Consider the following 20,288-nt stretch of genomic DNA (forward strand, 5'->3'; position numbering starts at 1 on the left):
GTCCGCTCCGGGCACCGCGCGCTTCCTACCTCCTGGTGGGAGCCGTCATAAGCCACTCCTATGGCCGACACGTGGTGAGATCGGGCCAGTCCCAGGGCGCGGGCGAACAATAGGGAGGCTCAGCGCTTTGCAGGTTCTGCCGGATGACCTGATTGCCGACGCGAACCGCTCCCATGAGCTCGGTGAGGAGCCCGCCTGGAAGGGCTCCGGCACCGAAGGAGCAGTCCCCCTGCTCTGTCTCGACCAGGATTCCGCGCTCGGTCAGCCGCTTGAGCTTCAGGCGGGTGTTGTTGATGTTGTTCGGCGCGATCTCGAGGTCCATCGCCTCGCAGACCTGACGCGCCCGCAGTGGCGCGTCGGCCGCGGTGAACACCGCCATGATCTGCTGATAGGCCGGATGGTCCGGCAGCTTCGGGGCCGGCGGCGCGGGCGGTGGCGGATCGGGCAGCCCCAGCAGTGTCTTGCGGGTGATCCGGACTTCCTCGGCGGCCCGGCCGAGCTCGTCCAGCCGTGCGGTCAGCTGCGCGATCTGCTCCCGCATCGTCTCGGCCTGCGCGGCGATCTCCCGTTCCCGCTCCTCCAGCCGCGCCAGTACCGCCCCGAGGGTCAGCTCCCCGTCGGTCACGTGCTGCGCCAGGCCGGCGGGCGGACACGTCCTGCGACGGGTCCTTCCGTACCCCGTGCGCGTTGTTGTGGTGGTGGACGCCGCGCCGCGACGAGCTCGACGCCGGTGAACGCCGAACGCAGCAGGCACCAGGCGAGCAGCGCACCGCCGAGCACCAGCGCCGGACCGGCCGCGGAACGCCCCTCGAACTGCTCCTGCAGTAGCCAGAACACCGCGACCGTCGCCGTGACCGCGGCGAGTTGGACCAGGAATCCCCCACTCCCATACATCGGTAGTCGACGACATACGGGGGCATGGCCACGACGACCGACGTATCCGGTCGTCGAACGCGTGGGTTAGCCGCATCGGCGCTGATGCCCGTGGCTAACGCTTCGGCCGGGCGAGCATGCAGTGGAAAACAAGCGTCTCCGGATGCGAGTCAGCCGGGGACAACTCCCGGAGCCGGTCCCTGAGCGTGGCCTCGAAGGCTGCCTTGCGGTCGCCGAGCACCACGGGATTGCAGAATGACGTCGAGTAGAGATATCCGACGATCTCGTCGGCCGTCCAGACCTTCTCGGCGGTGTACTGCCGGGACTCCAAAACGAAACCGGCCAGCTCCAGGTAGTCGTCGTGGCGGCCCGCCGCGACGAATGGCTGGTTCCCCGCGCGGCGCCGCTCGCCGACGTATTCGCGGATCGTCCGCACCGCGACGGCGTGCCAGGGCGCCTGCTTGTCCCATACGTCGCTGCCGCCGCCGAGCAGGCCGAAGACACCAGTGTCGGTCAGCCAGGTCCGGACCCGCCCGGCGAGCAGTTCGCGGTCCATCCAGTGGAAGGACGATCCCGCGACCACGAGATCGGCGGACCCGGCCGGCAGGTCGAGGGACTCGGCCGCCCCCACCGTCCACGCGACGTTGCGGATCTGCCGCTCGGTGGCCTTGCGCTCGGCGATGGCGGCCATGTCCGGATCGATGTCGATCGCCGTCACCGTATCGAACGACGCGCTCAGGGGCAGGGCGACCTCGCCGGTGCCGCAGCCGAGGTCCACAAGCCGCCGTCCGTGCGGGCCGACGCTGAGATCGACCAGGTCGGTCAGCATCCGGTCGGGATATACGGGGCGGTATCGTGCGTAGTAATCGGCGGTACCGGCAAAGATCGGCGACTTCATCGTCTTCCGTCGTTCCTCTACAGCGGCTGGCCGGACTTCGGGACCGTATCAGAGGGCGGAATAAGAGTGCATAGGAGTTTTGTCGTCACCTGAACGTGTGGCGGTGGGGCATCCCGGCCGTTCGGCGGCCATGGGCATGTTGGGCTGGTCGCCGTGAGCGAGCGCAAGCCCTACAAGACCGACGTGAGCGACGAGCAGCGGGCGCTGGTCGAGCCGGTGATCGCCGCGTGGAAGGCCGCGCATCCCTCGTTCAGCGGCCATCAGGGCCGGTACGCGATGCGGGAGATCGTCAACGCACTGCTCTACCAGGGCCGGACCGGTTGCCAGTGGGACCTGCTCCCGCACGACGTTCCGCCGCCCGGCGCGGTGAAGTACTACTTCTACATCTGGCGTGACGACGGCACCGACCAGACCATTCACGACCTGCTGCGCAGCCCGACCGCGACCCGCGCGGCCGGTACATCACCGTCGCGTACACGGTGGTCGTCCCCGCCGACATCCCGGTCACCGCCGGAGACGACGCCCGCGCCGCCCGCTGGTGGCCCCTGGACCACCTGCCGCCGCTGGCGTTCGACCACTCCGACATCATCGCCGCGGCCGTGACACCGACCCCCTGACACCTCACCATCCGACACCAGAGTGCCGCGCCCGGCCGATCCTGCCGGCCGCGGCGCTCTGGCGTTCCCACTCCCTCACCAGCGACCCCGAGGCACCCCCGTGCGCCCGACCCACACGATCCGCCTGCTCTCATTCGGCTACCTCCACCTGCCCACCGGCCCGGACGGCACCCCCGTCCCGCCTGCCGCCGACCGGACCGAGGACGTCCGCGACCGCCTCCGCGACCCGGCCGCCGCCCGCGACATCCTCGACCTGGACGGCCTACACCCCCGCGTCCAGGACGTCGTCCTGAGCACCCCCGGCGCCCGCGAACTGTTCGCCAACCTCACCTGGTCTGGCAGCAACTCCATCACGCCGAGGACGCCTGGGAATCCAACCGTGCTGCCAGCACAATTCCGTGGTTGTTCGCTGGGCTGAACCCAGCCCGCCCCATCCAGTCGCAGTACATCTACCTGAAGCTCAGGCGCCTCGGGCTGGGCGGCCTTGCCGGCCGCAACACTTCCCGCCTTGCGCTGGCAGCCGACGTTCCTGCCTCAATCCTTGCCGCTCTCACCGGGACCGGCATCGACAACGCAACGGACTGGACGCACTTCGTCAAACGCGACTGGACCGGCTACATCAGCAGCCGGTGAAGCGACAGCCAAGAAGTCGGTGTCTCTCGTTCGTGAGCACCGGCATCATGGTCGTCGGTAGGTTCATGCGCGAGAGGACGAGTGCGACGGGTGTCTGGAGACAGGCAGGCGGATCTGACGGAGCTGTGGCAGCAGCGTTGGCCCAGTTGCCCGCCGGTTGGGTACAAGCTCCGGGGCCCGTATCGGGATGTCTGGGTACGTTTTCACAGCCTGCCGGAATCGAAGCGGTACGCAGAGGACGAGAGCGAGTACACCGTCGTCCTGGAGCGTTACAACAGCGTCCTTGATGAGCTGTTCGCTGGTGCGGACGTCTATGTGATCACACCGCTCTGGACGACCGAAGCAGAGGTTCCACCATCGCAGGCCGTCACCGGGTATTGGCAGAGCCTGCTGGTGGAAGACGATCCTGACCCTGCGTTCCGCACGTACTGCCACCTCTTCGCTGCCCGCCGGCCCTGGCGGCGTGGCTGCATCGACGAACAGCTCCGAGACATCGCCGACGACAAGGTGGCGGGCGTCCTCATCACCGACACCCGGATGCAGCGCATCCACCACCCCTACGACGGTGGCGCCGACGTTTTCCTCGCCACGTCCGCGGAACGGGACCGGGTGCGCGATCGGCATGCCGACTGGCTTTCCCGTCACCCCTCGGGTCTGTGACCGGCTCGGATCTCCGCCCCGCTCAGAATCGTCTCCACTGCAAGTACTGGGTTGAGAGGCTCCACGAGCTCTTTGGTGGCGACGGCCACGAGGCGCGCGGGCGCATCACCATCCAGCAACGCGCCCACATATTCGATGGCCTCCGCAGGGGAGAGCATCGGCAGCCTCTGGCGCGGTGTCCGCACAGCGTGCACGCGTCCGCGCGCAGCGGCGACTTCGCACAGCGCATCGTGTAGATCGTCTACTGCGGTGCGCACCGGCAGCCCACGTATCCGGGCTCGATAGTCGGCCTCCCACTCCCTGGTTGCTGCGGAGACGACGCCGACCCGGTGCAGTCCACCGTCGACACGGTCGACCAGGTAAGGCCCGTTACCGGCCAGCATGAACTCCGGGTTCCGGGTGCGCACGAACTCCTCGGAGGTCCAGGAGACGATCCACACCAGCTCGTGCTCCTCGACGTCGACCACAGCCGTCGGCATCGCGTCCACACCCGCAGCCCGCCACCGCTGATAGTCGCGCTCCAGCTGGTCCTCGACAGCCTGAACGGCGGCCTCTCGCTCGATCACGCATGCAGCTTCCCGCGCCGCCCCCTCTCTCGACCAGCGAATTTGCACGGCCCAGGGGCACGTACGAGGCGTCTGACGGACCTTCTTGGCCAGGTATACGGCAGCAACGGAACAAGTGCTCTGAGCCAGTACCGCTCAAGACCTTGGGTTCGTGTCTGGAGTGCTTCGGCCCGCGGTCAGGACGAATGCCAGTGGGCGGCATTTGCGGTCGGCGGCGAGGTGGACCTTGCTGGTCTGTCCGCCCGTGGAGCGTCCCAGGAGAGCAGCCTTCAGCCGGGGTTTGCGCCGACGCCGGATGCGTCGTCGCTCTTCCCGCGTGGGATCGATTTCGGCGTCCCGCCCGCTTTGTTCTTCGAGGCCGCCCCCTTTGGCCCGGCCTTCTCTTCCTCAGCGGCAGCTTTCTCCAGGGCGGTGAGGACGTCCTGGCCCAGGTGCATCCCGGCAGCATCGTGGTGAGCCCGCGCTGTGGCGTAGTCGACGCTGACCAGGGACAGGTCCACCTCACCCCACTTCGCGGCCTTCGCGATCAGGCCCTCGAAGATCCCGGCGTCACGCCACTGCCGGAAACGGTACGGTTGTGGATGGTCGGCCAGGCACCGAACTCCTGCGGCATCTCCGGCCGCTGCCCACCGGTCCGGAACCGCCAGATCACGCCCTCGAACTGCTGCCGCAGCCGCTCGGGGTACGGGCCGTATCTGCCGATCGGCAGATACGGGTCGATGAACTCCCACTCCATGTCCGTGAGTTGCGCGCGCGTCACCCAAGATGTCCATCGGATCAATCCCTCCCCCAAGGCCGATCCCGCAGATTGATCAGGCCTCGATACACGCCCTAACGGGCGAGGAACGGGCCCAGTACCGCGCTGAGTTCGGTCGGCGCGTCCATTGCGATGAGGTGGGCGGCGGTGGCGAACTCGACCAGTGTGGCGCCGGGGATCTCAGCGGCGTAGCGGCGTGCGATACCGGCGTGCACGAACACGGCAGGCGGGCCGTCACCAGCTATATCGTAGAAAAGCTGTCCAAAGTCATCGTTGAGTATGCCCATGCACGGAGGATCGCAGGACGATAGCCCATGGGCCAACGGGGCGCGTATCGCGTCGTGATCAATCAGTGGGATCGGCCCTTGATCCCGGCCCGGGATGAAATGGAGGCGGTGCGGGAGTTGGGTGTGGCGACAGGGCGGTCGTCGTGTCGCCATCGGACTGCCGTCGAAAGGCAACCTCATGCCCTTGCTGCGCCTCGGTGTTTCCCTTCAGCCGCGCTGGCCGCTCGATGACGGAGCCAGTGTGCTCCGCGCCGCACGCCACGCTGAAGACCTCGGCTTCGATCATGTTGCGGTCGGCAACCGCCTCCTGGACAGCGGCTTCGGCCTCGACACGGACCCGCTTGTTCTGCTGTCGGCCGTCGCAGGGGCGACTACGCGCCTGCGGCTGCTGACCTCCGTGCTCGTCGCGCCGTACTACCCGGCGCTGGTGCTCGCCAACCAGGCGGCCACCTTGGACGTCGTGTCCGGTGGCCGCCTGATTCTGGGCGTCGGTACCGGCTGGAATCCTGACGAATTCCATGCCGTCGGTGTACCCGCCCGTGAACGCGGTGCACGCACCGACGACCACCTCGCCGCGGCGAAGGCTCTGTGGGCCCGGCGGCCCGCGGACTTCGATGGGCCGTTTACGACACTGCACGCCGCGCACTTGGGAGTGCCTCCGGTCACCGCCGGGGGTCCGCCCGTGTGGGTCGGCGGCCACAGCGACGCTGCCCTGCGCCGCGCGCTGCGTTTCGGCGACGGCTGGTACGGCACAGGCGCCGACGCCGCGGAGGTCACCGACGTCCGGCGCCGCATGTGTGACCTCGCCGGCGCAGAGAGCGCTGGTCGGCTGACACTCGCGTCGGCCGCATTCCTTACTCCGCCCGGTCTCCCCGCGGTGGTCCCGCCACCGGGACGGCCGCTCGGCGGCGCTGCGCCCACTGCAGCGAGCGTCGCCGACGACCTCGGGCGGCTCGCCGAGGCAGGGCTTGCCGCCTGCACCCTGTGGCTGCCTGTCGCGGCTGAACATGTCAAGAAGGCTATGGAATGGGTCGCAGCCGAGGTGGCACCACGACTCGCTTGACGCCGTGGCTGGGAAGACCGCCGGGTTGATCAAGCTGCCGCGGCCAGTGGGCGTCCGCCCCAGCGGATGCCCTTCTCGCTGCGGATGCGGGCGCGCTCCCTGCGTTGGGCGGCGAGGACGTCACGGTGGCGGGAATTCTGGTTGCGCCAGCGGAGGTAGGCGTGCAGGGCCCGGGCCTGGGCTGTGTGGTTGGGGTGGTGGGAGTTGGCGATGGTGAACTTGTGGGTGGAGAGGTTGTCCAGGATGACGTAGATCGGGGCTTCATCCGGGCGGCCCGCGCGGATCGACCTGAGTGCGGCCAGGGTGTTTGCGGCGCCCTTCTTCCCGCGGTTGATGCCCACAAGGTGTCGTCGCCGACCGAGTGGCAGCCGTGGAAATACCGGACGCCGTGGGTACGGTGGTACGTCGCCGGATGGCGCTCGGGGTAACCGGCGGGAGCCCAGCCGGATCCGGCGGTGGGGCGGATGCCCAGCGGCCCGAACTCGTCGAAAGCGAACGCCCGGTCAGGGAAGCGCTCCATGACCTCCTCTATCCGGTCCAGTTTGGCGTCGCGCTCGGGGTCGGGCGACTCCTTCCAGGTCTTGGTGCGCTGGAAGGTGATGCCGCGGCGGGCGAGCAGGCACCGTAACGCCTCGCGGCCGATCCGGATCACGCGGCCAGGAACCTTGCCCAGGTAGGCGGCGAGTTTGCGGATGGACCAGCGGGTGAAGGGCTGGCCCAGCTTGGTCGGGCGGGTGGTGGCCGTCGCCACGACAAACTCGGCCGCGGTTGGAGGTGTCGATGACGGCGGGCCGGTGGTAGATGTTGCTGAAGTCCCTGCGCTGGCGGACTGGTCGCGCCAGGCTTTGGTTCGAACCCTGGTTCCTCGGTCAGGTCGCCGGTCATGGTGGCGCCCGCCTCGGAGACCGCCAAGCCGCGGGGGCGCGAGCGCTGAGCACGGACTTTCCGTTCGGCTGACCGGTCAGGCTCCGCTGACCGGTCAGGCTCCGCGCTCTTCTCGCGCTCCGCGACGGGAGGGGTCAGCCGAGCCTGACGGGACCGGCGTTGATGGGCAGGCGGACCAGAAGGTAGGGCTTGCGGCGCAGGTCCTGGCCGTTGTGGAAGATGCCCTGCCGGTCGAACTGGTTGACGATGGCGTACAGGTGCCGGTCCGAGGCGACGGACAGGGTGTCGATCCAGTGGAGGCCGTCGCCCTGGGCGATGGTCTGGTAGGTGCCGTCGGGGTTCCGGCGCCAGATGGAGTTGTGCTCCTCGTCGCCGCCGTAGAGCCGTCCCTTGGTGTCGCTCTCCAGGCCGTCGGCCATCGGCTTGTAGCCGAGGTTCCGGACGGTGGCCGCGACCTGGGCGTCGGTGGCGTGGGGGTCGGCGAGGGCGTCGAGGGACACGCTGGCCAGCCGGCGGCTGGACAGGGGGGAGTAGTAGAGGCGCTTGCCGTCGTCGCTGATGGCGATGCCGTCGGAGCCGAACTCGTTGGGCAGCGGCTGCCCGTCGAGGATGGAGACGAAGTTCTGGTCGGGGACCGTTGAGGGGTCCCCGGCCAGGCGCCTCCAGGAGCGGCCGGTGGCGAGGTCGACCGCGATGATGCCGTTGGGGCCGCCCGCGTCGGTGATGAACGCCATGCCTGCGGCGCCGCGCCGCAGGTCGAAGCGCATGTCGTTGATGTAGCTGTTCGCCGGCACCACGGAGGTCGGGAAGAGGATCGTCCGCACGATGCGGTTGGTGTGCAGGTCGATCGCCACCAGCTTGGGACCGCCGTAGGAGGATCCGGCGAACTGCGGGCTGCCGGTGTCGAGCACCCACAGCCGGTCGTGGGGGTCGACGACGACGCTCTGCACGGACTGGAAGTGCCCGGCCAGATCGGCGGGGTCCTGGCGGTTCACCTCCGCGTCGGGGTAGGGGACGGGCTTGCCGTCGCGCAACTCGGCGACGGTGAAAGGGACGTTGTCGCCCAGGCGGGGGAAGCAGACGAAGGTGCGGCCGTCCTGGGAGACGGTGATGCCAGTCGGCATGGCGTCGGAGAACTGGGCGACGACCTTGTACTGGCCCATGGTCGGTCCGTCGGCGGGGGCCGCCGTGGCGGGCCCGGTGGTTGCTGCCGCGGCGGGCCGGGTGAGCGCGGCCGAGGCGGAGCCGGTGAGTTGGGTGGCGCCCAGCGATGCGGCGGTCACCACGAGGGCGGCTGCACCGAGGTATGCGCGTCGTTTCATGTGAGCGTCTCCTGCTGCGGGTGGAGTCGCCGGAGGGTACGGCGGATGGCCGTGTCCTGCCGGCGCGTTCGGTGGGTTCGGGGACTTCCCCCGGGTCGTTGGACTTGCTGGAATGGGTGACCCGGCGGGTCCGTGCGGGCGAGGCGGCTGAGATGGGTGGGGCGGGGCCGGGCGCCCGGCGCCTCACCGCTGAATGCGGAGGAGGACCTTGCCGCCTCGCTTGAGACGAGCGACGGCGGTGTCGAATTCCGCGAGGTCGTAGACGGCCTCGACGGGGACCCGGAGGTCGCCGGAGCGCAGCAGCGGCAGCGTCTCCGCGATCACCGGCGCGATCTTCGCGGCGTAGTCGAAGGCGGCGACGAAGAGGAAGGTGACCGTGACGTCCTTGGCGGCGCCGCGGCCGTCCTGGTCGATCGCGTCGGTCGCGGAGTAGCGCACCAGCGTGCCGCCCGGCGCGAGCAGATCGATCAACTCGTCGGCGACACGGCCTCCGACGCTCTCGATCGCGAGGTGTACCGGCGCGCCGCCGATGGCCGCGGCGATCCGCGTGGCAAGGTCCGGGCCGTCGAGCACCACGACGTCCGCTCCTGCCGCCATGAGTTCATTGATCAGCTCCGGCCTGCGCACCACGCTGGCGGTGCGCAGGCCTCGCTGCTTGGCCAGGGCGATGACATTGCGGCCGACTCCGCCGTTGCCGCTGGACTGCACGACCCAGTCCCCTTTCTCCAGCGACACGTACTCCGACAGCGCGAGCCCGGCGGTGGGCGTGTTGCTGCCCAGCATCGAGAACTGCCGGAGGTCGCCGACCGGCAGCGGCGCCATGCCCGCGGCCGGGGCGATGAGCCGCTCGCGCCACGTGCCGAGGAGGAGGGGGAGCACGACGAGGTCGCCGGGTCCGATGCCGTCGACTCCGTCACCGACCTCCACCACGCGCGCCACCCCCTCGTTGCCTGCCACCGCGGGCAGTTCGGGCTGGGCGACGTGGCCGCCGATGCGGAGCAGGTCGTGGAAGTTCAGCGGCGCGTACAGCATGTCCACCAGAACCTCGCCCGGTCCGGGGGCGCCCGGCTCCGGCAGTTCGACCAGCTTCACCACCTGCTCGGCCTCGCCGAACCGGTCGTACCGCAGTGCTCTCATGGCTTCGCTTCCTTCGTGTGCATGGGGTGGTGGGGCGCGACCGCCTCGCGCCGTGCAGGGACCGCCGGATGTGCGGGCGGATCTGCACGGCAGTCGCGGCGGATCCGGGGGACCGTCGAAGCGAGTCCGTCTACCGGGGCCGTCCGGGCGGCCGCCGGGGTCAGCGCAGGGTGATGCCGGTGACGTTCAGGCTGATCCGCACGAGCGAGCGGTCGGGCGTGCGGTCCGCGTTGCGACTGAAGATCTCGTGCTCGGTGGTGATCACCGCGCCGTCGACGGCGGCGCGCTCGGGCTGGTAATGCGCGGTCGGCAACGATGCGTTGATCACGGGTTCGTAGTCCAGCCGGACCATGAAGCCGGCGGCGTCGAAGTAGTACCGCTGGGTGGTGCTGTGAGTGTCGATGGTCGGGGGGAAAGTGACGTCCAGGACGCGCCAGGTCTCGCCGTTCTCGATCCATGGCTCGATCTCGGTGATCTCGACACCGGGGTAGGTGAAGACGAATGCCTCGATCAGATAGAGCCAGGTGGCGTACGCGCGGAAGTAGCCGGCCTGCGCGACGCTCCACTGGCTCGCCGCGGTGAAGCCGTCGAAGCTGGCCCGCGGATGCGCGAGGCAGGCCACGGAACCGTCCGGCTGTGTCACTGTCAGGAGGTCCTCGTGCTTGTCGAACGTGATGACGCGGCCCGACGGTTGGGTGAGCCGGATGTGCTGGCGATGGACGTCCGCCCCCGCGGGTTCGGCTGCCGCCGCCGCAGACCCGGCCGGCCCGCCGCCGGCGAGTGATGCGCCGGCCGCCACGGCGGCGGCACCGAGGAATCGTCGTCGGTTCATATGAAGTGTCTCTTCCTTGAGAAAGCCACCGCCGCGCGACGGATCTGCCTGGGCTGCGGTGAGGTGTTAGGGCGCGCCGCCCGCTCAGGGGGCGCAGCACACAGGTTCCGGTCGGTGGCCCGACGACCTTGAGCTGAAGTATGACCAGTCGTCTCGTTATCGTCAACGGCCGCCTGGACGCATCCTGCGGCGGTGGGCAGAATAGTGAGACGACCGGTCAGCCGAGCAGGGGATCACCTTGGCCCGCACGAAGAACGCCGCATCCCTGGACACCAGGCAGCGCATACTCGACGCCGCCCTGGACCAGTTCCATCTCAGGGGCTATAACGGCACCAGCGTGCAGGACCTGGTGGACGCGGCCGGCGCGCCCAAGGGCACGTTCTACAACCACTTCGCGAGCAAGCAGGACCTGGCGGTCGAGGCCCTGCGTGTCTACTCCGGCATCATCGGGCTCGACGCGCTCGCCGGCCCAACGGTTGGCAGCCCCCGCGAGCGGATCGAGGGACACCTCGCGCACATCGTCGGCCTCGGGCTCGCGGTGTTCGCGGAGCGCGGCTGCCTGCTGGCCAATCTCGCCGGCGAGGTCCCCGCCCACAGCGAGGTCGTCGCGTCCGCCGTCGGCGCCTACCTCGACGACTGGGTGACGAAGCTGGCGGGCCTGATCGACGAGGCGAAGGCGGCAGGTGAGCTGACCACCGGCATGGCGTCCACCGACCTGGCCGAACTGATCGTCGACGCCTTCGAGGGCGGCGCGGTGAAGGCCAAGGCCACCTGCTCGACCGAACCCATCCTGCGCTTTCAGCGCACGGTCGCCCAGCTGCTGCGCTGAGCGGGCACGCGCCCCGCGCTACCTCGTGACCTGAGCGAACTGAGCGAACTGACGACCTCACCGCCGACCGCGCCGCCCGGAAGCTTCCGGGCGGCGCGGTCGGCTTTTCCGCGCACCGCGCGAGCCGCCCGTGCGTGGGCCAGGCAGGCCCGGCAGAAGGAGAGAGACGTAGCCGTAAAAGTTTCGGCTACGTCAAATGGGCTTGGAATGACTCAAGCGAAGCTGCTACGGTTGCGTCATGATCGCATGGGTGCCGCGCTTCGGTGGCCCGGTTGCCGCAGCACCCGCCCCAGCAGAAGGAGGATCGTCATGCCCAGCACGGCCACGTACGACTTCACCGGCCAGGTCGTCCTGGTCACCGGGGGTAGCAGCGGCATCGGGCTGCAGGTGGCCCGGGACTTCGTCGACGCCGGCGCCCACGTCGTGATCGCCGGCCGGACCGCGTCGCGCCTGGAGGCGGCGCGAGAGCAACTCGGCGCCGGCGTCACGGCCGTGACGACCGACGTGGGCGACGCCGCGGGGGTCAACGCCCTGGTCGACGGCGTCATCCGCGACCGCGGGCACCTCGACGTGGTCATCAGCAACGCCGCCAGCTTCATCCCCGGCGACGTCACGGCCGTCGAACCCGCCGACTGGGACCAGTCGGTGCGCACCAACCTCAACGGGTTCTTCTACCTCGCCAAGGCGGTCCTGCCGCACCTGGCGGCCAGTGGCGGCAGCTTCATCGCCACCTCCAGCGTCTCCGGGATGCGCGCCGACTGGGGCATGCCGGTGTACAACGCGGCCAAGGGGGCCGTCTCGCTGTTCGTCCAGGCGCTCGCCCTCGACTGGGGCGCGAAGGGCGTACGGGTCAACGCCGTCGCCCCGTCACTGACCAGCACCGAACCGGTCGCCGCGATCACCGGCAACCCCGCGCTGCGCTCGCAGGCCGAGGCCCGCGTCGCGCTGGGCCGCATCGCCGAGACCGGCGACATCTCCCCGGTCGTGCTCTTTCTCGCCTCCGACGCCGCACGCTACGTCAACGGCGTGATCCTGCCGGTCGACGGAGGGACCTCGGCCTCCAACGGGCAAGCCCGGTGGGCGGCCGCCTGAGCCGCCCGCCCCGCACTCCGTCGCCTCGGGATGCGGTACCTCGGCGTACGGCAGCGCGGAGCGGGTCGGCGCGATGGCTTCCTGCCAGCGGGAACGGTGCCTCTGATGACGTAACTGTTGTCCGTACGGCTATGTCATATCAAGCAGGGATTGCTCTACGCTGGTGCCATGAGCCCGAACGCCAGTGAACGACTGGGTGTCGCGCCCGCGCCGGACGGCCTCAGCGCCGTGCAGGACTTCATCAACACCGGCGCCGCCGACCTGCCTGACCTGCTCGCCGACACCGCGACGGCGGAGCAGTGGTTCAGCTCGGTGCTGGCCGGACACGCCGGGGAGGAACACGACCTGCCCGTCGTCTTCACGGAACGCGACCTCCACAAGCTGGTCGACCTGCGGTCGCGGCTGCGGCAGACCCTGCGCGACCGCCATCAGGACGACGAGCCGGCCGGCTGGATCGTCCCGACCGGCGTCGCCGTCGGCCTGCGGCAAGCATCCGACGGCACGGTCGTCGCCGTTCCCCGGGGGACCGGCTGGCGGCTCGTCGCCTCGCTGCTGCTGACCGAATCGCTGCTCGCCCAGCAGAAGAACCTCTGGCCCCGGCTCAAGGTCTGCCGCAACCCCGTGTGCAGGACGGCCTTCTACGACCGCTCCCGCAACAACATAGGTGTCTGGCACGACGTTCTCATCTGCGGCAACGCCATCAACCTGCGCACCTCGCGAGCCCGCCGCCGGGCCGCCGCCACCGCGGCCGACGACCCGCCCGCACCCTCCGCACCCGGACAGGTGTGACCTCCCAGGGACGGGTGGTCGGCCCGGCGCAGCCTTGCTGAAGCGTTCGCCCGACCGGGCGTGGCTTCGGCTCACCGACACTCCGAACGGATGATCGGCTCCGTCGACGCGACGGGGCCTTGTGGTCAACGACTGGGGTTGACGGGCTTGAGGCTCACTGCAACGGGCAGTGCAGTGGCAAGCACAGCGAGCGCGGCCGCGGCAACCTGTTTGCCCACCCATGGTGCGGCCGCAACGACGATGACGACGGTGACCAGCCAGTGTCGGTGGTCGGGAAAGATGCCCTGCGAGTTGTTGGGCGTTGTGCGTGTCAGCAACTTGATGCCGATGGCATCCCGGGCGTCCTGTCCGATGGGCTGAGGAGGCCCGCATGAGGGGGGTACATGACCATGTCGTACGACTCCACGCCGGACACTCTTCGGCATAGCCTGCGCGTCGCGGAGCTGATGGGTGAGCTGATCAAGGAGTTGCTTGACCGGTCGGTCCGACACGACCTGAGCAAGACCCGCGAGCCGGAGCGGGCCGTCTACGACGAGGTCGTGCCGCACCTGCGCGCCACGCCCTACGGCAGCGCGGAGTATCGGGCTCTGGTGGACGCGATGGGCGAGGGGCTGCGACACCATTACGCGCACAACCGTCACCACCCAGAGCACTTTGCCGACGGGATCAACGGCATGACTCTGGTCGACCTGCTTGAGATGCTGGCGGACTGGAAGGCCGCCACCGAGCGCACCTCACATGGTGACCTCGCGGACAGCATGGCGATCAACCGCGAACGGTTTGGTATCGCGCCACAGCTGATGGACATCCTGGCGAACACCGCTCGCCACTTCGGGTGGCTGGCCGCGGAGCGAGACTGAGCGGGGTGTCGGCGGCGACCAGGTCCGACAGGTCCTCGCGTCGGCAGACCTGGTCGACCTGTCCCGGGTGGTGCAGCGTCCTTTCCGTGCAGGCTCAGGTCGGCCGGCAGGCCGACCTCGACGAACCGCCGGCCTGCGAAGGCCGTCACGGTTGCCTTCTCGGGGCTGCGGCGCACGATCCGCAAGCGGATTGCAGGTGCCGCCCAGAACCCACTCCTGCGAGAAGCAGTCCAGCAACTGACCGTCGACCCCGACAGCGACTTCGGTGCCGTACTCCAGCCCGACCCTGGCCTGGCCGACCGCATCGCAGAACTCGCCAGCGCCCTGCTGCCCGCCCAGGTGCAGCGCGAGACCCTGATGAATCCACCGGCTCCCAGGGAACCGGCGGCCCGTCCTGGCCCGGTGAGCCGCGGGCGTCAGATCCGGAGGGCCGTAACGCCGCCCGTGCGGAGAGCCTGCGGGCGGAGGCCTCCGGCTACGACCTGCACGTCCTGGAACTCGATGTGCAGTCCCAGGAATCCGCGAACGCTGCGGTGCGGGTCGTCATCAACGAGACGGGCGGCCTCGATGCGGTCGTGCACAACGCGGCCCACCTGCTCATCGGCTATACCGAGGCGTTTACCGCTGAGGACATCGCGCACCTTTTCGACGTCAACGTAATCGGTGCGCATCGCGTCAACCGTGCAGCGCTCCCGCACCTGCGCGAGTGCCGGGCCGGCACGTTGGTCTACGTCGGCAGCACGGCCAGCGTCATCGTGCCGCCGTTCCTGGGGCCTTACGTGGCCTCCAGGTCCGCATTCGACGCCCTCGCGCAGGTCATCTCCTACGAGGCGAACCACTTCGGTATCGAGACCGTGATTGTGATGCCCGGGCCCTTCACCCAGGGCACCGAGCACTTCCCGAACTCCGGCCGGGCAAGCGACGACGCGGTGACCGCGCAGTACGCCGAACTGGACAGCTACGTGGCCCGGAACGAGGAAGCCACCAACGGCCTGTTCGACCCGAACACCGACGCGGACCCGACCGCAGTCGCGGACGAGATCGCCCGCATCCTCGCCCCGCCGGCCGGCGCGAAGCCGGCGCGCAGCGTGGTCGACTTCTCCCACGGCGGGGTCGAGAAGGTCAACGACCTGGCTCTGGCCGCTCAGCGCGACTACGTGCGGCGCATGGGGTTCGGCGACCTCCTGGGCAGCGACGCCCGCTGACCGTACGCCCAGCCACGGCCGGGGCTGGGCGTATCAGGTATTGCGGCGCAGGACCACAGCGAGGGCGTTGCGCAGATCGTTCTGCGCGTCGACGGAGAGCCCGCCGAGGAGGTCGGCTTCCATCTGCCGGATGTCCCGGCGGGCGGCCAGAACCAGCTCACGACCCTCGTCGGTCAGTCGCACCGTGCGCCGGCGGCGATCCGACCCGTCGACCTCGCGGGCGATCAGATGACGGTCGCCGAGGGTGTCGAGGTGGCCGATCAGGCGGGTGGGGTCGCGGCGGCTACGACGAGCGAGCTCCTTCTGCGTCAGCCCGGACTCGCCCCACAGGCGGCTCAGGATCACGTACTCCCACATGGTGACGCCGTGGGCCGCCAGGATCGGCGCCTCGCGCTCGACGACGACACTCAGCAGCTGGCTGAGCAGCGCGCCGAGTTCCTCGCCGACCTCGTCATCTCTTGCAATCATTAATATACCCTCGTAGATTATCTACCATGACCAACGAATCGGCAGCCGAACCCACTTCCGACTTCATCGAACACCACACCACGCCCAGCCAGGCACGTTTCGGGATGGTCGTGCTCTACGTCCGCGATCTTCAGCGCTCGATCGAGTTCTATCGCCTCCTTGGGCTCGACGTGTCCGACCCCGATTCTGAGCGCCCGGTCGCGGCCTACAAAGAGGGCGACGCCACGAGGATGATCATCACCACCGATCCCATCGCGCAGCGCTTCGACTCCGGCTGGGCCCGCCCCGGGCGAGGCGGCTACCAGCAGGTCGTCGAGTTCTTCGTCGACGACGATGCCGCCGTCGACGCCGCGTGGGAGCGACTGACCTCCGCAGGCCACAAGGGCACCACGGCCCCCGGGCACCCCATCGGGCCCTACGCGACGATGGTCGAGGACCCGGACGGCAACGTGGTGCTGATCACCAACGAACCGACCGCGGACGCGGATACGACCGTGCCTGCCGTGTAGAGCATCCCGGCATCATGACCCTCTCGCTCTTCTGCGCGAGGGCCGCATGGTTCCGTCCGGGTGCGGAGGAAACCCCGCGGCGGGGCGGCTCTTCGCCGCGGCTAACGGCCGTCGTTGCGCCGGGCCTGGCGGAGGCTGTCTTCGAGGGCCTGCATCAGATCGATGACGGGCTCCGGCTCCGGTGGCTCCGTCCACTGCTGGCCCTCGATTTTCGCGGTGACGACCTGGTCGAGGGCTTGCCCGTACTGGTCGTGCAGGGCGGTGATGTCGACGCCGGCCAACTGCTCGATCAGGGTCTCGGCGAGGGCGAGTTCCTGTTCGGTGAGGGGTGCGGGGGAGGTGATGTCGCCGGGGTCGCGGATCTCCTGGGGCCAGTGGAGGGCGTGGACGGTCAGGATGCCGTTGTGGGGGCGCAGGGCGGCCAGTCGTTCGCGGGTGCGGACGGCGAATTTGGCGATGCCGAGGCGTCCGGTGCGGGCGAGAGCTTCGACGAGCAGGGCGTAGGGGCGTTGGGCGGCGGGTCCGTCGGGGGTGGCGTAGTAGGCGCGGTCGTACAGCAGGGGGTCGACGTCGTCCTGGCCGACGAAGCCCACGATGTCGATGGTCTTGCGGGTGGCCAGCGGCAGGTGGTCCAGGTCCTCATCCCTCAGCAGGATCATCCGTCCGTCCGGTGCCCGCCAGTCGCGTTCGATCTCGGCTTCGGGGACTTCGCGGGCTTCGGCCTCGCACACCCCGCGGCGCCGGATCCGGGCCCCGTCGGCGGCGTGGACCTGGTGCGGCTGCGGGCGCGGGTCGTGCGTCGCGGCGTGCAGGCGTACCCGCACGCTGACCAGGGAGCAGGTGACGTGACCTGACCACAGCGCGCGCAGGTTTCCCACCCTGCGCCCGGGGCGGCGCGCCCGCGCGGCGACCGCTCCACTAGGCGACGGCGCCCAGCGTCCGGGCGGCAGAGGTCGCAGGGAGTGGAGTCGTCGCGCTTGAGGACGGCGCGGGCCTGGTCGGTGGTGGCGGGGCGGGTCCGGTCGCGGGAGGCGCCGCATCCGCCGCGGTGGACGATGCGGGCGGGCCTGGTGTCGACGCCGTAGTACACGGGCTCCTCGACGACCCGGGCCGGGGTGGCGCCGTGCCGCTCGGTCGGAACGGTGTCGTACGGCTGGCCCTGGATCGGCTCGCACCGTCCGGCCGGCTCACCGACGAACCCGCATCCGCGGAAGTCCGCGGGTGCGGGTTCGTCGGTGAGGCGGCCGAAGGTTTCGGTGGCGGCTGGGAGGTGGATCCGCAGGTCGTACCGTCAGGTGCCGTCGGCTTCCTTCCGCCGGCGCTTGACCACGGCGAACAGGGCCTGGCCGTCGTGGAGCCGGACCCGCACCAGCGGGCTGTCGGCCAGCGGCAGCCCGTCGCCCTTCGCGCCCTCGCTCACCTCCCAAGCCCAATTCGCTTTTCTGTTCGATTCCACGGTGGAACGTGAGCGGGGAACGGGCCGCCATCTGCACTGCCTCGGGAAATGCCACCAGAAGCCGGCGTTGCTCCGGCCGGACCGGCGCCACTGCCGGCTCGTCGCCGTGCCGGCCCGTAGGGCGGGGATCTCGGTGGGCGATCGCGGTCGGGAGGGGTGAGGATGGGAAATGAACGGGTCCGACCACGTTGTGGGAAGGATGAGATGCGATGACATCTCCTTCCGATTCTGCTCCCGGCGCCGGCCCCCAGCGCCCGCACGGCACCGAGCCGCGGCAGGGCTCGGTCACCGACGGTCTGGCTGTCCTGGCAAACCGTGGTTGGCAGATACTTTTGACCGCGGGCCTGGCGGCGATCGCCCTGGGGATCGTGGCTCTTGCCTGGCCCGGTCCGACACTGCGGGTGGTCGGTGTGCTTTTCGGCGTCTACCTCCTGGTCGCCGGGGTTTTCCAGTTGGCTGCCGCGTTCGGCGCGCACGTCCCCGGCCATCTGCGGGCGCTGCATTTCCTCACCGGGGCACTGTCCGTCCTGCTCGGGCTGATCTGCTTCCGGGGCACCTTGGAGTCGACCTTGCTGCTGGCCTTGTGGATCGGCTTCGGGTGGCTGCTGGGCGGTGTCATGACGACAGCCACGGCGGCCTCCGCCCCGCAGACGCCTGCGCGCGGCTGGACGCTGTTCTACGGGATCATCGGCACTGTGGCGGGCATCGCGCTGATCGTCGCGCCTTTCGCCTCGATCACCGCGCTCACCTTGACGGTGGGCGTCATGGCGGTGGTCCTGGGAGTGATCGGGGTCTTCCACGCGGTCAGGATGCGGGCCGACATCGGCCGCCTCGCGCCGGGCACCGCAGGTGGGCGTCGCCCGCTGTTCCGTTCCCAGCCGCATCCCCAGCACTGACCCGGTGTACGCCTGCCCGCGTCCGGCGGGTGGGGCAGGAACGGTGGCCGCCGGCCGTGGGCGCTGCGAACACGGTTCCTGCGGCCCGGCCTCCCAAGCTCATGACCCGGCCGGTGACCGATCAGCGGCGAAAGGGGATACGGCGATGTCCGGCACGTCGGTGTGCGGTGGGGCGGTGATCGTGACGAACCCGCGCTCGGGCGGCGGCAAGTGCGCTCGTTACGGCGTGGTCCAGCGGGCCGAGGGCATGGGAGCGCAGGTCTGGATGACCAGTGCGGGGCAGGACGCGGCATCCCTGGCCAGGGACGCCGTCCGTGCGGGAGCACGGGTACTGGGGGTCGCGGGCGGCGACGGCACCGTGTCAGCCGTTGCCGCGGTGGCCGCCGGCACGGACCGCCCGCTGGTGGTGGTACCGGCGGGCACCAGAAACCACTTCGCCCGGGACCTGGGCCTGGATGTCCGCGATCCGGGCCTGGCGCTGGGCGCCCTTGCCGACGGCGAGCCGGTCCGGGTGGACCTGGGGACGGTCGGCCCACGGATCTTCGTGAACAACGTGTCCTTCGGCATGTACGCCGACGCCCTGCTGGAACCCGGCTACCGGGAGGACAAACAGCGCGCTTTCGCCGCGGTCGGCCCCGCCTACCTCAAGGGCGAGCAATGGGTGAAGGCCCGTGTGGACACGCCGCGGGGGACCGTCGAAAGTCCTCAGGTGGTGCTGGTCTCCAACAACCCCTACCATCTCGCCACACCCCGCCGGCTCGGGTACCGCCTCTCGCTGGCCACAGGAACGCTCGGCGGCATCGTCCTCAAGCGTCCCGCACACCCGCCTCCGGACCTCCTGCGTCACCTGCGCGACCAACTGTGGCGCCATGAGCACGGTCCCTTCCCGGCCGATCAAGGAGCCCTCGTCTGGTCCGCCGCCGACATCACGCTGCACGGCGACATGGAGCAGCTGGACGCAGGCATCGACGGCGAGGCCGTACGACTCCCTCTTCCCGTCGAATGCAGCATCCGACCCGGTGCTTTGCGTGTCCTGCTGCCGAAGGGCCGGCCAGGCCACTGCCAGCAGTAGAGGACTCGAGCACCGGCCACCAGGCCCACCATCGGATGCGGTGTCCCAGGGCAAGGCGGCCGGGGTGCATTTGTTTATGGTGGAGGTCGACCGGTACACCGAGTCCGCGCATGTCCTGGCGGACAAGGTCGGCGCGTACGCCGATTACTACGCGCGGTGTGTCCACGATCCGGCCCTGCCGAGCAGCTTGGTCCCGCGCAGGACGACCGCCGGCGGGCCGGGCACGGTGGCGCACTGGCAGACGCTCTACCCGCGTACCGGTCTGCCCGGGTGGCCGCCGCTGGCGATAGTGCTCACCGGGGCCGGCACGGCCGCGCTGGACAACCGGATCCGCACGGTGGCCGGGCTGTCCCGGGAGCACTGGGCACCCGAGCGCCGGGCCCACCTCCACTACCGCGCCGACCCGGACGGTCCCAGCGCGATGGCTGCCTGCACGTACGCGGACCTGCGCACCACATGGGTCTGGGCGCGCACCATCCGGGCGTAGCAGGGGATCGTCGCCACCCCGACCGCGACGAGCGCGTCCACCGTGCCGGCTCCCAGCAGCGCCACCACCAGGGCGAGCAGGGGTTCGGGATCGGG

General features: G+C 69.8%; 24 protein-coding genes and 4 pseudogenes. 14 read left to right on the plus strand and 14 right to left on the minus strand.

What is annotated here, in order from left to right; genetic code table 11:
- Positions 1-58 precede the first annotated feature (58 nt).
- From ITX44_RS00575 to ITX44_RS00585, 3 genes are all read right to left on the minus strand, one after another.
- Positions 59-625 carry a prefoldin domain-containing protein gene (locus ITX44_RS00575; protein ID WP_307795019.1) on the minus strand — a complete coding sequence of 189 codons (567 nt, stop codon included), beginning with the start codon at positions 623-625 and terminating at the stop codon, positions 59-61.
- Complete coding sequence (locus tag ITX44_RS00580) at positions 622-894, minus strand: hypothetical protein (RefSeq protein ID WP_205354942.1); 273 nt, start codon at positions 892-894, stop codon at positions 622-624. The genes ITX44_RS00575 and ITX44_RS00580 overlap by 4 nt, the downstream gene beginning before the upstream one ends.
- Positions 895-988: 94 nt before the next feature.
- Complete coding sequence (locus ITX44_RS00585) at positions 989-1,771, minus strand: class I SAM-dependent methyltransferase (RefSeq protein ID WP_265934131.1); 783 nt, start codon at positions 1,769-1,771, stop codon at positions 989-991.
- Positions 1,772-1,924: 153 nt separating this feature from the next.
- On the opposite strand from ITX44_RS00585, the pseudogene ITX44_RS00590 reads away from it, so the two are divergent.
- From ITX44_RS00590 to ITX44_RS00605, 4 genes and pseudogenes are all read left to right on the plus strand, one after another.
- Positions 1,925-2,221 (plus strand): annotated as a pseudogene (locus tag ITX44_RS00590) (transposase); the annotation flags it as partial.
- Positions 2,222-2,488: 267 nt separating this feature from the next.
- The gene (locus ITX44_RS00595; RefSeq protein ID WP_236059645.1) at positions 2,489-2,806 is read left to right on the plus strand and encodes a RapZ C-terminal domain-containing protein; all 318 of its coding nucleotides are present in this window, start codon (positions 2,489-2,491) and stop codon (positions 2,804-2,806) included.
- On the plus strand, positions 2,791-3,021 hold the full coding sequence (locus ITX44_RS00600) for a hypothetical protein (protein WP_205354944.1): 231 nt from the start codon (positions 2,791-2,793) through the stop codon (positions 3,019-3,021). The genes ITX44_RS00595 and ITX44_RS00600 overlap by 16 nt, the downstream gene beginning before the upstream one ends.
- Positions 3,022-3,111: 90 nt before the next feature.
- Complete coding sequence (locus ITX44_RS00605) at positions 3,112-3,681, plus strand: DUF3885 domain-containing protein (RefSeq protein ID WP_205354945.1); 570 nt, start codon at positions 3,112-3,114, stop codon at positions 3,679-3,681.
- Here ITX44_RS00605 and ITX44_RS00610 read toward each other — a convergent pair.
- From ITX44_RS00610 to ITX44_RS40640, 3 genes and pseudogenes are all read right to left on the minus strand, one after another.
- Positions 3,663-4,247 (minus strand): YrhB domain-containing protein, encoded by a 585-nt coding sequence (locus ITX44_RS00610; protein WP_205354946.1) that lies wholly within the window; start codon positions 4,245-4,247, stop codon positions 3,663-3,665. The genes ITX44_RS00605 and ITX44_RS00610 overlap by 19 nt on opposite strands.
- A gap of 162 nt (positions 4,248-4,409) precedes the next feature.
- Positions 4,410-5,007, minus strand: a pseudogene (locus tag ITX44_RS40635) (transposase); the annotation flags it as partial.
- A gap of 71 nt (positions 5,008-5,078) precedes the next feature.
- The gene (locus ITX44_RS40640; protein WP_236059647.1) at positions 5,079-5,291 is read right to left on the minus strand and encodes an alpha/beta fold hydrolase; all 213 of its coding nucleotides are present in this window, start codon (positions 5,289-5,291) and stop codon (positions 5,079-5,081) included.
- 178 nt (positions 5,292-5,469) lie between these two features.
- Between ITX44_RS40640 and ITX44_RS00635 the strand changes: the two genes are divergently transcribed.
- Positions 5,470-6,354 carry a TIGR03619 family F420-dependent LLM class oxidoreductase gene (locus ITX44_RS00635; protein WP_236059664.1) on the plus strand — a complete coding sequence of 295 codons (885 nt, stop codon included), beginning with the start codon at positions 5,470-5,472 and terminating at the stop codon, positions 6,352-6,354.
- A gap of 29 nt (positions 6,355-6,383) precedes the next feature.
- Here the strand turns inward: ITX44_RS00635 and ITX44_RS00640 are convergent.
- The 4 genes and pseudogenes from ITX44_RS00640 to ITX44_RS00655 form a co-directional block, all read right to left on the minus strand.
- Positions 6,384-7,147: pseudogene (locus ITX44_RS00640) on the minus strand (transposase); the annotation flags it as partial.
- Between the two features lie 226 nt (positions 7,148-7,373).
- Positions 7,374-8,561, minus strand: coding sequence for an L-dopachrome tautomerase-related protein (locus ITX44_RS00645; protein WP_205354949.1), 1,188 nt, complete (start codon positions 8,559-8,561; stop codon positions 7,374-7,376).
- A gap of 183 nt (positions 8,562-8,744) precedes the next feature.
- Positions 8,745-9,698, minus strand: a complete 954-nt coding sequence (locus tag ITX44_RS00650) for a zinc-dependent alcohol dehydrogenase family protein (RefSeq protein ID WP_205354950.1) — start codon at positions 9,696-9,698, stop codon at positions 8,745-8,747.
- A gap of 160 nt (positions 9,699-9,858) precedes the next feature.
- Positions 9,859-10,530: a hypothetical protein gene (locus ITX44_RS00655; protein ID WP_205354951.1), complete on the minus strand. Its 672-nt coding sequence runs from the start codon at positions 10,528-10,530 to the stop codon at positions 9,859-9,861.
- A 238-nt stretch (positions 10,531-10,768) separates the two neighbouring features.
- Between ITX44_RS00655 and ITX44_RS00660 the strand changes: the two genes are divergently transcribed.
- The 5 genes from ITX44_RS00660 to ITX44_RS42005 all read left to right on the plus strand — a co-directional run bounded on the left by ITX44_RS00660 (position 10,769) and on the right by ITX44_RS42005 (position 15,305).
- The gene (locus tag ITX44_RS00660; RefSeq protein WP_205354952.1) at positions 10,769-11,359 is read left to right on the plus strand and encodes a TetR/AcrR family transcriptional regulator; all 591 of its coding nucleotides are present in this window, start codon (positions 10,769-10,771) and stop codon (positions 11,357-11,359) included.
- A 309-nt stretch (positions 11,360-11,668) separates the two neighbouring features.
- On the plus strand, positions 11,669-12,451 hold the full coding sequence (gene budC, locus ITX44_RS00665) for a meso-2,3-butanediol dehydrogenase (protein ID WP_205354953.1): 783 nt from the start codon (positions 11,669-11,671) through the stop codon (positions 12,449-12,451).
- Between the two features lie 168 nt (positions 12,452-12,619).
- Positions 12,620-13,240 carry a CGNR zinc finger domain-containing protein gene (locus ITX44_RS00670; RefSeq protein WP_205354954.1) on the plus strand — a complete coding sequence of 207 codons (621 nt, stop codon included), beginning with the start codon at positions 12,620-12,622 and terminating at the stop codon, positions 13,238-13,240.
- A gap of 383 nt (positions 13,241-13,623) precedes the next feature.
- A complete protein-coding gene (locus ITX44_RS00675) occupies positions 13,624-14,100 on the plus strand; it encodes a DUF5662 family protein (protein WP_205354955.1) in 477 nt (158 codons plus the stop codon).
- A gap of 86 nt (positions 14,101-14,186) precedes the next feature.
- A complete protein-coding gene (locus tag ITX44_RS42005) occupies positions 14,187-15,305 on the plus strand; it encodes an SDR family NAD(P)-dependent oxidoreductase (RefSeq protein WP_307795020.1) in 1,119 nt (372 codons plus the stop codon).
- 33 nt (positions 15,306-15,338) lie between these two features.
- Here ITX44_RS42005 and ITX44_RS00685 read toward each other — a convergent pair whose 3' ends face one another.
- Positions 15,339-15,773 (minus strand): MarR family winged helix-turn-helix transcriptional regulator, encoded by a 435-nt coding sequence (locus ITX44_RS00685; RefSeq protein WP_205354956.1) that lies wholly within the window; start codon positions 15,771-15,773, stop codon positions 15,339-15,341.
- Positions 15,774-15,799: 26 nt separating this feature from the next.
- On the opposite strand from ITX44_RS00685, the gene ITX44_RS00690 reads away from it, so the two are divergent.
- Complete coding sequence (locus ITX44_RS00690) at positions 15,800-16,282, plus strand: VOC family protein (protein ID WP_205354957.1); 483 nt, start codon at positions 15,800-15,802, stop codon at positions 16,280-16,282.
- A gap of 101 nt (positions 16,283-16,383) precedes the next feature.
- Here the strand turns inward: ITX44_RS00690 and ku are convergent, their stop codons facing one another.
- From ku to ITX44_RS42010, 3 genes and pseudogenes are all read right to left on the minus strand, one after another.
- Positions 16,384-17,160 carry a non-homologous end joining protein Ku gene (gene ku, locus ITX44_RS00695; RefSeq protein WP_205354958.1) on the minus strand — a complete coding sequence of 259 codons (777 nt, stop codon included), beginning with the start codon at positions 17,158-17,160 and terminating at the stop codon, positions 16,384-16,386.
- Positions 17,161-17,228: 68 nt separating this feature from the next.
- Positions 17,229-17,372, minus strand: a pseudogene (locus tag ITX44_RS42920) (DUF6233 domain-containing protein); the annotation flags it as partial.
- Between the two features lie 201 nt (positions 17,373-17,573).
- Entirely contained in the window at positions 17,574-17,702 is a 129-nt protein-coding gene (locus ITX44_RS42010; RefSeq protein ID WP_265934132.1) for a hypothetical protein, read from the minus strand.
- A 245-nt stretch (positions 17,703-17,947) separates the two neighbouring features.
- On the opposite strand from ITX44_RS42010, the gene ITX44_RS00700 reads away from it, so the two are divergent.
- The 3 genes from ITX44_RS00700 (at position 17,948) to ITX44_RS00710 (ending at position 20,193) form a co-directional block, all read left to right on the plus strand.
- Entirely contained in the window at positions 17,948-18,634 is a 687-nt protein-coding gene (locus ITX44_RS00700) for an HdeD family acid-resistance protein (protein WP_205354959.1), read from the plus strand.
- 145 nt (positions 18,635-18,779) lie between these two features.
- The gene (locus ITX44_RS00705) at positions 18,780-19,706 is read left to right on the plus strand and encodes a diacylglycerol/lipid kinase family protein (protein ID WP_205354960.1); all 927 of its coding nucleotides are present in this window, start codon (positions 18,780-18,782) and stop codon (positions 19,704-19,706) included.
- A 40-nt stretch (positions 19,707-19,746) separates the two neighbouring features.
- Complete coding sequence (locus ITX44_RS00710) at positions 19,747-20,193, plus strand: hypothetical protein (protein WP_205354961.1); 447 nt, start codon at positions 19,747-19,749, stop codon at positions 20,191-20,193.
- Positions 20,194-20,288: the final 95 nt, after the last annotated feature.

The sequence above is a fragment of the Actinacidiphila acididurans genome (assembly GCF_016918855.1).
Classification (GTDB): domain Bacteria; phylum Actinomycetota; class Actinomycetes; order Streptomycetales; family Streptomycetaceae; genus Actinacidiphila; species Actinacidiphila acididurans.